9 protein-coding genes are annotated in these 12465 nt (G+C 70.4%); 4 read left to right on the top strand and 5 right to left on the bottom strand.

Annotated features, from left to right (window positions below):
* The first annotated feature begins 17 nt into the window (after positions 1-17).
* Entirely contained in the window at positions 18-1568 is a 1551-nt protein-coding gene (locus tag OV207_RS00465; protein ID WP_267551596.1) for an anti-phage dCTP deaminase, read from the top strand.
* A 226-nt stretch (positions 1569-1794) separates the two neighbouring features.
* Here the strand turns inward: OV207_RS00465 and OV207_RS00460 are convergent, their stop codons facing one another.
* Entirely contained in the window at positions 1795-2508 is a 714-nt protein-coding gene (locus OV207_RS00460) for a DUF429 domain-containing protein (protein ID WP_267551594.1), read from the bottom strand.
* Positions 2509-2586: 78 nt separating this feature from the next.
* Here OV207_RS00460 and OV207_RS00455 point away from each other — a divergent pair, with 78 nt between their 5' ends.
* On the top strand, positions 2587-3606 hold the full coding sequence (locus OV207_RS00455; protein WP_193429440.1) for an aldo/keto reductase: 1020 nt from the start codon (positions 2587-2589) through the stop codon (positions 3604-3606).
* 452 nt (positions 3607-4058) lie between these two features.
* Here OV207_RS00455 and OV207_RS00450 read toward each other — a convergent pair whose 3' ends face one another.
* Both OV207_RS00450 and OV207_RS00445 read right to left on the bottom strand, forming a co-directional pair.
* Positions 4059-4787: a head GIN domain-containing protein gene (locus tag OV207_RS00450; RefSeq protein ID WP_267551592.1), complete on the bottom strand. Its 729-nt coding sequence runs from the start codon at positions 4785-4787 to the stop codon at positions 4059-4061.
* A 120-nt stretch (positions 4788-4907) separates the two neighbouring features.
* Complete coding sequence (locus OV207_RS00445; protein ID WP_267551590.1) at positions 4908-7781, bottom strand: serine/threonine-protein kinase; 2874 nt, start codon at positions 7779-7781, stop codon at positions 4908-4910.
* Positions 7782-7999: 218 nt separating this feature from the next.
* Here OV207_RS00445 and OV207_RS00440 point away from each other — a divergent pair, with 218 nt between their 5' ends.
* Entirely contained in the window at positions 8000-9055 is a 1056-nt protein-coding gene (locus OV207_RS00440) for a hypothetical protein (protein WP_267552756.1), read from the top strand.
* A 63-nt stretch (positions 9056-9118) separates the two neighbouring features.
* On the opposite strand, the gene OV207_RS00435 is transcribed toward OV207_RS00440, so the two are convergent.
* Positions 9119-9610: a helix-turn-helix domain-containing protein gene (locus OV207_RS00435; protein WP_267551588.1), complete on the bottom strand. Its 492-nt coding sequence runs from the start codon at positions 9608-9610 to the stop codon at positions 9119-9121.
* A 184-nt stretch (positions 9611-9794) separates the two neighbouring features.
* Between OV207_RS00435 and OV207_RS00430 the strand changes: the two genes are divergently transcribed.
* The gene (locus OV207_RS00430) at positions 9795-11690 is read left to right on the top strand and encodes a ribonuclease R family protein (RefSeq protein WP_267551587.1); all 1896 of its coding nucleotides are present in this window, start codon (positions 9795-9797) and stop codon (positions 11688-11690) included.
* 4 nt (positions 11691-11694) lie between these two features.
* Here the strand turns inward: OV207_RS00430 and OV207_RS00425 are convergent, their stop codons facing one another.
* On the bottom strand, positions 11695-12435 hold the full coding sequence (locus tag OV207_RS00425; protein ID WP_267551585.1) for an SH3 domain-containing protein: 741 nt from the start codon (positions 12433-12435) through the stop codon (positions 11695-11697).
* Positions 12436-12465: the final 30 nt, after the last annotated feature.

Genomic DNA, 12465 nt, shown 5'->3' with positions numbered 1-12465 from the left:
TGCAGGGGGGATGCGGGATGAGCGATTCGCGTGACGGGACCCTGGAGGGGTTCGACCATCAGCGCACGGAGGTCGTGCTGGGGTTGGTGGGGGCGCTGGGGACGGACCTCCAACGGATGGAGATCTTCCTGACCGAAGGACTCCAGCGCTTCAACTACGAGCCCAGAGTCATCAAGGTGACCCGACTGCTGGAGACGCTCCAGTCGGCACGGTTGGATCTGGAGTTGAAGGGATCGACGGAGGACGAGCGCATCGCCAGCCGCATCCAGGCCGGCAATGAATTGCGACGTCTTTCAAAGCGCAATGACATCTTCGCGCTCTATGCCGCGCAGCAGATCGCGGAACTCCGGGTCCATCCTGGAAGGGATGAGGAGCGCCTTCCGCGATGGCAGACCGTGAACCTCGTGCACTCGCTGAAACATCCAGACGAGGTGCGGACCCTCCGGCGCATCTACGGGCCGGGGTTCTTCCTGGTGGGTGTGTATTCGCCGGAGTCGCTGCGCCTGCGCAAGCTGGTGGATCGACACCTGATCCCGGAGGAGAAGGCCCGTGAGCTCATCCGGAAGGATGAGAACGAGAAGGTAGGGCACGGACAGCACGCCCGGGACACGTTCGAGTTGTCGGATGTCTTCATTTCGATGACGGGCAACGAAGAGGAGTCCCAGGGCCAGGTCTTCCGCTTCCTGGACCTCGTTTTTGGCTCTCCCTGGACGACCCCTACCCAGCAGGAGCACGCGATGTTCATGGCCTTCGCCGCCGCTCAGCGCTCTGGCAGCCTCGCGCGGCAGGTGGGGGCTGTCATCACCACTCCGACGGGCGACGTCATCTCCACTGGCGCGAATGACGCCCCCCAGTACCGGGGAGGCCAGTACTGGCCCGGCCCCGATGATCGGCGGGACAGCGCGCGGGGCGAGGACTCCAACGACGTCCTCAAGCGGAAGCTCGTCGTGGGTGTCATGCGCAAGGTGAAGAAGCGCTTCGGTCCGGGGGATGAACCCCAGGAGGGGGATGACGCCTTGTACGCGGAGGGGCGGGAGCTCTTCGCCGACACGGGACTGCTGGACATCACCGAGTACAGCCGTGAGGTGCACGCGGAAATGGCGGCCCTGTCCGCATGCGCGCGGCTGGGCGCCTCCACGCAGGGCGCGCACCTGTATGTGACGACCTTCCCCTGTCACAACTGTGCCAAGCACATCGTGGCCGCGGGCATCGAACGGGTGTACTTCGTCGAGCCCTATCCGAAGAGCCATGCGCTCCGTCTGCACGGTGATTCCATCGCCTTGATGGACGGCCAGGATGTCAAGGGGCGAGTCGTCTTCGTCCCCTTCATGGGCGTGGGTCCCCGCCGGTTCTTCGACCTGTTCTCGATGCAACTGAGTTCCGGACGTCCCGTGTCCCGGAAGAACAAGGAAGGGCGCAAGGTGGAATGGGCGAGCACGAAGAGTTCGCCCCGCATGCCGCTGCTCCCGTATGCTTATGTTCAGCGTGAGCGCATCGCGGCGGACGAACTGCTCCAGGCGTCACAGCGAACCCAACAGGAGCCTGAGGGTTCCGGAGGAGAAGGTTGAATGTCCTTCACCAGGCGGACGGACACAGAGGAAGCCCGGCGGTTCTGGGATTCATTGGAGCGCAACCGGCGCGTCGTGGCGAAGTGGCCGGATTGGATGCGACGCGGGTCCGTGGGTGAGACGTTGTCGCGTGAGTGGGATGGGGACGTGGAGACGGAATCAGCGTCCATGCCCCAAACTGAAGCCCCTCCCGAGCAGCCCTGACCGCGGGGGGAAGCAATCCCTCTCACCGTCCTGAGAGGGATTGGAGCCGGTCCAGGATGCGCCCTTCGCGCAGGGTGCCGTCCGGGTCCCGGGTCAGGGGCAGGCCCACCGCGGTGACGTCTTCGGGCCTCATGCGCGTGAGCCACCCCAGCCAGGCGCAGACCGTGGCATCCAGCTGGTCGTGCGTGCACGGAGCTCCGTCCACGAAGCGCAGGCCTTCGGCTTCGAGCAGGGCCTGACGCCGGGCGCGTCCCTCCGGCGTGGCTTTTCCCCCCAACTTCTCCACAGCCAGCGTGCGCCACGTCGCGCCGGGGAAGGCCTCGAACAGGCGCGCCCGCGAAGGCTCCGGCACGTCCAGGTCCAGCAGGGGTGCCCGGCTCCGTAGCGCGGCGAACAGCAGCACGCTCCCGCGCACGAAGCCCGCGAAGGGAGCTCCGGGCAGGGGCAGCACGTCCGGGGTCCGCCCGGGTGCTCGCAGCCGCCGCTCCGCGTCCCGCACCCGGGCGCCGGGGTTCGCCAGCGCCTGCGGCCCGTCCACCACCACCACGTCCCCGGGCCCCACGGGGAAGGCCTCCCACAGGGCGTTCCGGTCCAATCCGTGGCGCGCGTCCGCGCGGGGCCAGACGCGCTGGGAGAAGCGCACGTGGCCCTTCGCATCCAGCACGGCCTCGTCCACGGGGCGGGGCACCCGGGCGAACGGGTCGGTCAAATCCCAACCGACGAAGCGGGTCGTCATCCCGTGCCTTCCTGCGGCGAGGTCGCTCGCCCGGCGTTAAGAGGGGTCGCCTCCCATTCCACCGAAGGTGACTCGCACATGCACTACCGCCCCCTGGGCCGCACCGGGCTGTTCGTCTCTGAACTGTGTTTCGGCGCCATGACGTTCGGCGGTGAGGGCTTCTGGAAGGCCATCGGGCAGCAGGGACAGGCGGAGGCGGACACGCTGGTGGGCAGGTGCCTGGACGCGGGCATCAACTTCTTCGACACCGCGAACGTGTACTCGAACGGCCTGTCGGAGGAGTTGCTGGGTAAGGCGCTCGCGCCGAAGCGCTCCCAGGTGGTGCTGGCCACCAAGGTGCGCGGCCGCATGGGCCCGGGCATGAACGAGGTGGGCCTGTCGCGCTACCACATCCTCGACTCCGTGCACGCGAGCCTGAAGCGCCTGGGCACCGACCACATCGACCTGCTGCAGATCCACGGCTACGACGTGGCCACCCCGCTGGATGAGACGCTGCGCGCGCTGGACGACCTGGTGCGCGACGGCAAGGTGCGCTACCTGGGCGCGTCCAACCTGGCCGCGTGGCAGCTCATGAAGGCGCTGGGCCTGAGCGACAGCCGCAACCAGGCCCGCTTCGAGTCGCTCCAGGCCTACTACTCCATCGCCGGCCGCGACCTGGAGCGGGAGGTGGTGCCGCTGCTCAAGGACCAGGGCGTGGGCCTGATGGTGTGGAGCCCGCTGGCCGGCGGCTTCCTGTCCGGCAAGTTCCGCCGCGACTCGCAGGGCCCCGAGGGCTCCCGCCGCGCCGCCTTCGACTTCCCGCCCGTGGACCGCGAGCGCGCGTACAACGCCATCGACGTGATGGACGTCATCGCGAAGGAGCAGGAGGCCTCCGTGGCCCGCGTGGCGCTCGCGTGGCTGCTGCACCAGCCGCACGTCACCACCGTCATCCTCGGGGCCAAGACGCAGGCCCAGCTGGAGGACAACCTGGCCGCGTCCGAGCTGCGCCTCACCCCCGCCCAGTTGGAGAAGCTGGACGCCGTCTCCAGGCTCCCTCCCGAGTACCCGGGCTGGATGGTGGAGCGTCAGAACGCGGACCGCTTCCCCCCGGCCCGCTGAGCCCATTCCACTCGCAGTCCCATCCATGCGGACTTTTTCAAACGCGCTGGATGGACCCGACCTGCTGCATGCGTCCGGGAGGGGTGCCGCCGGGATGTCCGCGCTTCCACGGACAGTCCGGGATGGCGAGCATCCACGGAGTCAGGGGCCGGGGCTCCAGGTGCGGTGAAAGACACGGAGGGTGTTTGGGATTGGGACGGACTCCCGATATCTTGGGGATTGTGAAGCGCTCGGTGAACCCGGGCGTGGTCCACGGTGCCCACGCGCCTGCCTGGCAACACCCCCGTGTGGTCGGGGTCGCGTGGAAGGAGTGCGGTCGCCCGGATGACCTTGGAGGTCCGGTGCGCGGCGGCTTCGTCGCTTCGTGGGGGGCCTGTCCGGGCCCCGGGGATTCCCCGGGGCCCGGGTAACCTTTCCTCCCTGGGAGGGGAGGGGCGCCTGCCTGGGCTGCTTCAGCGCTTGGAGTCGATGCGGGAGCCGCCGCTGACTTCGAGCTTGGAGTTCTGGGGGCGCACGGACAGGCTGATGACGCTGCCGCCGGACGCCTCGCCGGAGACGCTGCTGGGGGCATCCGCCTCCACGATGGCGCCGCCGCTCGCGTCCACGTCCAGGCTCTTCACGCCCTGGAGCTCGCGGGCATGGAGCTGGGAGCCGCCGCTGACCTCGGCGTCCACATGCTCCGCGCGGCCGATGAGCGTCACCTGGGCGCCGCCGCTGGCCTCCGCGTCCACCTTCTTCGCGTCCACGCCGCGCACGGTGATTTCTGCGCCGCCGCTGGCCTCGGCCTCGAACTCGTCCGCCGCGGTGGCTTCGGCCTCCATGTGGCTGCCGCCGCTGGCCTCCACCTGTTCGACGCGGGGTGAGGACACGATGAGGCGCACCCGGCCGTTCAGGCCACCCCAGAGCCCCTTGCGCTCGATCCGCGTGGTGAGGATGCCGTCCTCCACGACCAGCCGGATGCGGGACAGGGACTCGGCGGGGCCTTCCAGGCGGACGGACTTGGGGCCCACCTTCACCTGGGCGTGCATGCCGTGGCCCACGGAGACGCCGTGGAAGTCCTCCACCTGGCGCGTCTCACCGGTGCCCTGGCTGGGAGGGGTCTTGGCGTCCTCCGCGTGGGCGGTACAGGCGGCGGTGGAGAGGCAGCAGGCGACGAGCACGGACAGCGGGGCGATCCTCATGGTCGGCTCCAGACAGACGTGGCGCGGGACGCAGGAGCACATCCCGGCGGGATGCCCCAGGTACGCGGGAGCCGGCGGGTGATTGCATGCCCGTGACGGGACGCCTCGGGGGCGCCCCTGTCAGGGATTGGCCAGCATCTCCAGGGGGACCCGGACGGACGTGGTGTCGTCGGGTTTGATCTCCACGAGGAGCTTCAGGGGCCGGCCGGTGCCATCCATGAGCTTCAGGGTGTGCCTGCCTACCGGGAGGGCGACCTTGGTGAGGGGCGTCTCCCCGAGCGAGCGGCCACCCAGCGACACCCGCGCCGAGGGTTCGGTGACGAGCGTCAGGAAGCCCTGGGGTGCGGCGGCTTCGGAGGCCTCCGGGGGCTCGGCCTGAGCGGTGTCGGTGGTGGCCGGGCGGGGCTTGCGGACCGGGGCGGCGGTCGCGTCAGCGTCACGCTTCACCCGGCGCGCCGGGGTGGGCTTCTTCTTCTCCCCCTGGGCGTCGTCGGCGGCTACGAGGTCCGGGCTGTCGCCTTCGGCCAGGGGGGCGGAGGGCTCCGTGTCGGAGGGCTCGGTCGGGGCGCCGGCGAGGGCGGTGGACGGCTCCGGCGTCGGCGGTGGGGCGGCCGGTTCGGTCGGCTCGGGCTCTTGCGCCTGGGGCGTTGGCTCCGCGATGGGCGGTGGAGAAGTTGTGGAGGACTTCCCGGACGGGTTCCGCCCGAGCACCGAGTTCCACAGCGCGCCGACCCGTCCGCCATCCCAGCCGAGCGCCACGGTGGTGCCGAGGCCCGCGAGCGCGAGGAACACGACGCAGGCCGCGATGAGCGCGCCACGGCCGCGGCGGGGGGTGGCCTCATCCGGAGGAAGGTCGTGGGGGTCGGCCGTCCGGCCGGCGGTGCGCGCCCCGTTGGAGCGGGTGGGGGGCGTGGACTGCTTGCGACGGGACGATGCCGCGCGGCGGACCGCGGGCGTGTTCTCCGGCGCTCCTTCCGGGGACCGGTTCGGCGCGCGGGAGATGGAGGTTTCGTTGTCGTTGAGCGTCGCCGGCATCGCGTTGTGCGGCAGGGTGACGCGCATGCTGTCCTGCGTGGAGGCACGCGGGGGCCGGGGTCGGGAGTCCTCGGGGGCGCTGCTCGCGGCGTCCCGTGCGGAACGGCCCCGTGCGTCCTCGGCGCCGCTGTTCACCGCGTCGCGGGGCGGCCGGGGGCGCGAGTCTTCAGCGGAGCCGTTGCGTGAAGGCCGGGAACGGTTGTCGTCAGCGGATCCATTCGCGGCATCGCGTGCGGAGCGGGAGCGGTTGTCGTCAGCGGATCCGTTCGCGGCATCGCGTGTGGAGCGGGCACGGTTGTCTTCGGCGGATCCACTCGCGGCGTCGCGCGAGGGCCGTGAGCGTGGGTCTTCGGCGGATCCGTTGACGGCCTCACGAGGCGGCTTCGGTCGTGCGTCCTCGGCGCCATTCGCGGCATCGCGTCCGGCGCGGGCACGCGGCTCTTCCGGAGTCACGAAGGTGGGAGGCTCGCGGGAGCCTCGGGCCCTGGGGTCCTCGGCGGGTGGCGTGGCCACGCGGGACATGGGCGTGAGGATCGTCTCTCCCTCGACGTAGCCGGGGGAGGTCTCCACGGTGGACGGCGTGATGCGCAGGAGCGGATCCAACACCACCGGCGCCAGGGCCGGCTGGGTGCGCGCGCCGGCTTCGGAGTCGTCGGACTTCCCGCTCAGCGCATCATGGGACTGCGAGCGGAGCGGCTCCGGCGTGGGCGGCGACACCCGGCGCGAGGGAGTCGGCGCGGCTGCCGTCTTGCGCGCGACGAGCTCTTCCGTGGTGTTGCGACGGACCGGTGCACTCGTGGGCGGTGAAGCCCTGGCCGGCGCGGGCGGCTTCGACGGGGCCACGGGCGTGGGCGCGCGCGGCGGCGTGGAGACGCCCTGCGGCAGGCCGGGGATGGCGGGCTCGGGCAGCTCCGCGCCCCGGGCCAGCACCTGCGCCACCTGCGTCTCGCTGGAGGAGCCGTTCCCGGTCGCCTGACCGCTCATGAGCAGCAGGCGGGTCTGGTCACGGCGCTCGGAGAACAGGCGCATCATCAATTCGCTGCTCTGCTCCGGGTGCCAGATGCGCGGGCCCACCGCGCGCTCGATGGCGCGGGCGAACTCCAGCGTGGTGCCGTAGCGGTCCTCGCGCCGCTTCGCGAGCGCCTTGAGGACGATGGCGTCCAGCTCCGGGGGAATCTCCTTGTTCACGCGCGAGGGCGGCGTCACCTCTCCGCTCAGCACCGCGTTCATCATCGCGTCGGCGCTCTTCGCGTAGAACAGGCGCATGCCGGTGAGGCACTCGTGCAGCACCACGCCCAGGCTGAACAGGTCGCTGCGGGCGTCCAGCGGATCGCCCATGATCTGCTCCGGCGACATGTAGCCGCTGGTGCCCTTCACCATGCCCACGGCGGTGCGGCCCGCGCGGGCCAGGCTCTTGGCGATCCCGAAGTCGAGCAGCTTGGTGACGCCTTCGTACGTCACCATGATGTTCTTCTCGGCCACGTCCCGGTGCACCACGGGGGAGGGCTGGCCGAGCGGATCCGTGAAGGCGTGCGCGTAGTTGAGCGCCACCGCAGTGTCGCGCACCGCCATCAGGCTCAGGCCCATGGGGATGGGCTCGTGGGCGCTGCGGCAGGCGCGGGCCACCTCCACCAGGGTGGCGCCGGGCACGAACTCCATCGCGAGGAACAGCTCCCCGTCCGCCACGTCCAGGTCGTAGACGTGCGCGATGTGGGGGTGGTTGAAGGCGGCCGTCACCTTGGCCTCGTCCAGGAACATCCGGACGAACTCCTCCTCGCCGCGGATGTCGGGGAGGATCTGCTTCAACACCACCATCTTGCGAAAGCCGGCGAGGCCCTTCTGGGCCGCGAGGAAAATCTCCGCCATCCCGCCCGTGGACAGGCGGCAGAGCACCTCGTACTTGCCCAACACCCGGCCGCGGAACCCGTCCGGAGTGAGCGTGAGCGTCGTCCCAGCCATCGAAGGGGGCTGACTCTACACCCGTGGAGGGAGGGTCGCGAAAGGCCCGGACCCCGGTTTCTGGGCGGATGCCAGGGTTTACAGGGATGAGGCCTCCGTCCGGGTGCGGACAGGGCCTCCGCGAAGTGTCCGACACCGGAGGGGCGGTGCGCGGGGAGGGGCGGAGGAGGCGAGGGGGGCTGGCTAGCGTGGGCGGCCGAGGGTTCGGGGGGGTGCGCATGCGGGCCGGGGCGACGAGCCAGGGAGGAGGTCGGGGCGCGGCGGTGCTGCTGGGCGTGCTGCTGGGGGTGTGGGCAGGGGAGGCCCGGGCGAAGGGGCTCCAGGTGGAGTTCGACCTGCAGACGCCGCTTTTCCTGGACCGCACCTACCTGTTCGCGTCGCCCAACCGCATCCAGCGCCTGGGGGACCCGGAGTCGCCCGCGCCGTTGCTCATCGAGGGCCAGTTCGCGCCCAACCTCTTCCTGCCGCAGCTGCGCTACGGCGACTTCAAGCAGGACGGGCGGGAGACGCTGTTCTCCCTGGTGTTCACGCCGAAGATCCTGCTGCGGATGTTGAACACGGACAGCAACCCCATCCTGCCGCCGTCGTACATGCCGAAGTTCACGCTCCAGGCGGCGCACCTGCGGCTGTTGCATGGTCCGGACCGGGATGGAGAGCCCCGGGTGCTGGCGCTGGGGTTGAACGTCATCCTGGGTCACCACTCCAACGGCGAGGACGGGTGCTTCTTCGCGAACCAGACGGGGAAGGACCCGGACTGCACGCCAGCGGAGGGGCAGCTTCCGCTGAACGAGGTGACGGGGAGCTTCTCCACGAACCTGCTGCGCATCGAGGTGCACGGGCGGCTGGGGTTCGAGGTGGATCCCCACAAGTTGAACGCCTGGCTCATCGGGGCGAATGCCTTCTACGAACTGAATACGGCGATTGGCCCCGGGGGAATGAGCTCGCAGCAGCGCACGGTGTATGGCAATGGGCACTGGGGGGTGGGGCTGGTGGGGGAGCGCGCGGTGAACGGGAACCGCTTCCGGCTGGAAGGGGCGCTGTCGCATCCGTTCGGGGAGACACCGGGTCAGCGCAGCACGCTGAGCGTGGAGGCGGCGGCGAATCCCCGGTGGGGGTCGGGTTTCGGGGTGTTCGCGCGGTACGTGCGGGGGCAGGACTACTACAACATCCTCTTCCTGGAGCGCATCAGCCTGTGGCAGTTCGGGCTTGTCTTTGAGCTGAACCCAGGCACGCGGTTGAAGACAGACAGCGGGAAGCCGCCCGGCTTCCAGTGACGTCCGGCCCGCTCACGGAGCCGTGGGGCGTGAATCACGAGATGAGGGGCCCTCGCGTCCTCTTCATTCGAGTTCGGGGTAGCCCCCGGCGTCCTGGCTCTCCCGCATCATCGCGTCGAGCTGGGCCCGGCGGTCGGACTTTTGTCGCGCGCGGTATTCGAGGACGTCCTTGCTGTAGACGCGCCGATGGGTGCCCGTGCGGTGGAAGGGGATGCGTCCCTCGTCGAGCAGTTGCACCAGGTACTGCCGCGACACGTTGAGCAGGTTCGCGGCCTGCTGGGTCGTGAGTTCCTTGTGGACCGGAACCACGGTCACCGCATCGCCCGACGCGAGGATGGCGAGCAGTTGCTGCATCAGCGTGAGCACGTCCGTCGGCAGGGGCACGGATTCGTGGTTGGGGCCCAACAGCGAGAAAAGCGGATGTCCGCTGCCCTTCTCACCCAGCTCCCGGGTGATGAGCTGCGCGAGCTTCCGCACCTGCTCCAGGGACACGCCACTGGCGGCGACGGGCTCCGACGCACGAGGCGGAAGGGCATCGGCGGTGGGCGAAGTCATAGGTGCCTCCAAGGCCGCGCAGCTCCGGGCCAGAAGGAATCATGTTCACATCCGACGCAAACGCAAGCCGTCCAATGGGTATGGGCCGGATGAGGAGTCAGGAGAACGCCGCAACCGCAACCCGGAGGAGAAGAATCCCGGGATCTCCCCGTGTGCCCTGGAGGTGGGTTACGACGGCGCCGACATGGACACCTCCGCCTCCCCGCGCACCGTCACCGGCCGCGTCGACGTGCATCCCCGTGGTTTCGGCTTCCTCACCGTGCAGAAGCCCGGTGCCCCCGAGGTGCTGTCCGCGTTCATCACGCCCCCGGACCTGAACCCCCTCTTCGCGGGCGACATCGTCTCCGCCACCGTGACGGCCTCCGCCGAAGGCCGGTGGACCGCGTCCGGCCTGTCGCTCGTGGAGCGCTCGCGCACCGTCGTCTACGGCGAGGTGGTGTCGCGCCGGGGCGCCTTCTTCCTGCGCATCGACAAGGAGGTCTCCAACACCGAGTGGCCCCTGGACCCGGGCACCACCCCCATCCAGGCCAATGACGCCGTCGTCGCCCGCATCGCGGACGGCAAGGTCGTGCTGCTCTACAAGTTGGAGCCCGGCGCGGACCGCTCCCTGGAGCGCGTCATCGCCCGCCACGGCCTGCACCGCGATTTTCCCCAGGAGGTCGTCGCCGAGGCCCTCCGCGCCCGGGAAGTCCCCCACGCCCTGGGCACCCGCCGCGACCTGCGCGCCATCCCCACCGTCACCGTGGACGCGCCCTCCACCCGCGACATCGACGACGCCATCTCCGTGCTGCCCGCGGGGCCCGACGGCGCCGTGCGCCTGCTCGTGTCCATCGCGGACGTGGGCGAGTCCGTGAAGGAGGGCAGCGCCCTGGACCTGGAGGCCCGCGCCCGCGCCACCAGCGTGTACCTGGCCGGCCGCGTGCTCCCCATGCTCCCGGAGGAGCTGTCCTCGCACTGGCTCAGCCTCGTGCCCGACCAGGAGCGCCACTGCCTCACCGTGGAGCTGCGAATCGACCCCGACGGCCGCGTCACCTCCGCGGACGTCTATGAGAGCCTCATCCGCTCCTGGGCCCGGCTGAACTACGACGAGGTCGCGGAGTTCCTGGACGATGGCACCGTGTCCCCGGCCATGGAGTCCGTGCGCGAGGCCATGCCCTGGTTCCGGCTGGCGGCGGCCCGCCTCGCCGTGTCCCGCGCGGCCCGGGGCGGCATGGTGATGTCCCGCGACGAGGCGCGCTTCACCTTCGACACCGCCACCGGCGCCGTGTCCGGCCTCGCCGGGGAGAAGGACACCTCCGCGCACGGGATGATTGAGCGCTTCATGGTCGCCGCCAACGAGGCCATGGCCATGTGGCTGATGACGCGCGGCGTGCCCACCGTGTTCCGCGTGCACGAACAGCCCGACCCGCAGCGCGTGGCGGACGTGAACGCGTTCGCGCTGCACTCGGGGTTCGCGGCCGGCTTCGGCGCGCAGCTGACGCCCCTGGCCCTGGCCGCGTTCGACCGGCAGATCTCCGGCGCGAAGGCGGAGCCCGCGCTGCGCTCCGTGCTGCGCCGCTCACTGGGCCCGTCCCACTACACCGTGAAGCCCGGCCCGCACTTCGGCCTGGCCGCCCCCCTGTACCTGCACTTCACGTCCCCCATCCGCCGGTACGCGGACCTCGCCGTGCACCGGCTCATCAAGGCGTACCTCCAGGGCCGCCGTGACTTCGTGCACGAGGATCCTGAGGTCGAGCTGCTCGCCCAGCACATCAACCTGCGCGCCCGCTCCGCCAACCGCGCGGAGGTGGACCGCCACCACGAACTGGAGGCCCGCTTCATGGCCACCCGCATCGGGCAGCAGTTCCCGGCGCGCATCGTGCGCGTGAAGCCCTTTGGCCTCGTCACGCAACTGGATGGCATGTGGGTGGAGGGCATGGTGCCCGCGGACGGCCTCGCCGGCGGCCCCTACCGCCCCGACGCGCGCGAGCTGTCCATGGTGGGCGCCACGCGGACCTTCACCGTGGGCATGCCGGTGAAGGTCAAGGTCGTCTCCACCGACGAACAGCTGGGCCGCGTGGAGTTCTCCCTGGCGGAGTGACGCTTCAGCCCGCCAGCGGCAGGCCCTCCGTGGACTCCAGGAGGGCCTTCCCGCGCACCCACCCGAGCAGCCCGCTGGACGACTTCACCAGGTACCAGACGTCGTCCCGGTCGCCCTTCGCCGGGACGCTCGCGGCCAGCACCTGCACCTTGGACCCCTGCGCGGTGTGGGCCACCACCGCGGCGCCGGTGCGGGCCTGCGCCAGCGGGAAGGACTTCTTCACCGTGGCCTCCACGCCCACCGCGTACAGCTCCTGCGGCACGCGGTTCAGCTTCCACGCCTTGCGGTCCAGCGCGTACTTCTCCCGCCGGTGCCAGAAGCCCATCCACGTATCGACCAGGACGATGCCGTTGCCCTTCGCCTCCGTGAGGGCCCGCACGTCACCCAGCGCCTTCACGCCCCTGCCGTCGTAGCCGTAGAGGAAGAAGCGGTGGTCGTCGTCCACGTCGCCCACGGAGTGCACGAGCAGCTCCTTCCACGTGTCGCCCGTGTCCAGGTCCACCACCGTGAAGCCGCTCACCTCGTTGCCGGCCGCGTTGCCCTGCAGCGTGGTGGCGCCGACCTTCAGCGTGAACTTCCCGTCGGCGCCCGGCGTCAGCGACACCGCTTCGGGCTTGCCGTCACCATCCAGGTCCACGCTGGAGGACTTCACGGGCGCGTCATTCGTCGCCCCGGGCTGGGCTCCGGCGGGAGCGGCGGCGAGCAGCACGGCGGAGGACAGCACGGCCAGCAGGGACGTCTTCACGGGAGCAGGACCTCGGTGGGGCAGGGCTTG

Source organism: Corallococcus sp. BB11-1 (assembly GCF_026626625.1).
Classification (GTDB): domain Bacteria; phylum Myxococcota; class Myxococcia; order Myxococcales; family Myxococcaceae; genus Corallococcus; species Corallococcus soli.
Note: the sequence above shows the minus strand (reverse complement) of the source record. Positions and strands in the feature narration are given on the sequence as shown.

What these genes read in the sequence shown, in the direction of transcription:
- OV207_RS00450 (WP_267551592.1), bottom strand. Translation starts at nt 4,787, where the DNA reads ATGAGGATCGCCCCGCTGTCCGTGCTCGTCGCCTGCTGCCTCTCCACC.
- OV207_RS00430 (WP_267551587.1), top strand. Translation starts at nt 9,795, where the DNA reads ATGGACACCTCCGCCTCCCCGCGCACCGTCACCGGCCGCGTCGACGTG.
- OV207_RS00435 (WP_267551588.1), bottom strand. Translation starts at nt 9,610, where the DNA reads ATGACTTCGCCCACCGCCGATGCCCTTCCGCCTCGTGCGTCGGAGCCC.
- OV207_RS00440 (WP_267552756.1), top strand. Translation starts at nt 8,000, where the DNA reads ATGCGGGCCGGGGCGACGAGCCAGGGAGGAGGTCGGGGCGCGGCGGTG.
- OV207_RS00460 (WP_267551594.1), bottom strand. Translation starts at nt 2,508, where the DNA reads ATGACGACCCGCTTCGTCGGTTGGGATTTGACCGACCCGTTCGCCCGG.
- OV207_RS00455 (WP_193429440.1), top strand. Translation starts at nt 2,587, where the DNA reads ATGCACTACCGCCCCCTGGGCCGCACCGGGCTGTTCGTCTCTGAACTG.
- OV207_RS00465 (WP_267551596.1), top strand. Translation starts at nt 18, where the DNA reads ATGAGCGATTCGCGTGACGGGACCCTGGAGGGGTTCGACCATCAGCGC.
- OV207_RS00445 (WP_267551590.1), bottom strand. Translation starts at nt 7,781, where the DNA reads ATGGCTGGGACGACGCTCACGCTCACTCCGGACGGGTTCCGCGGCCGG.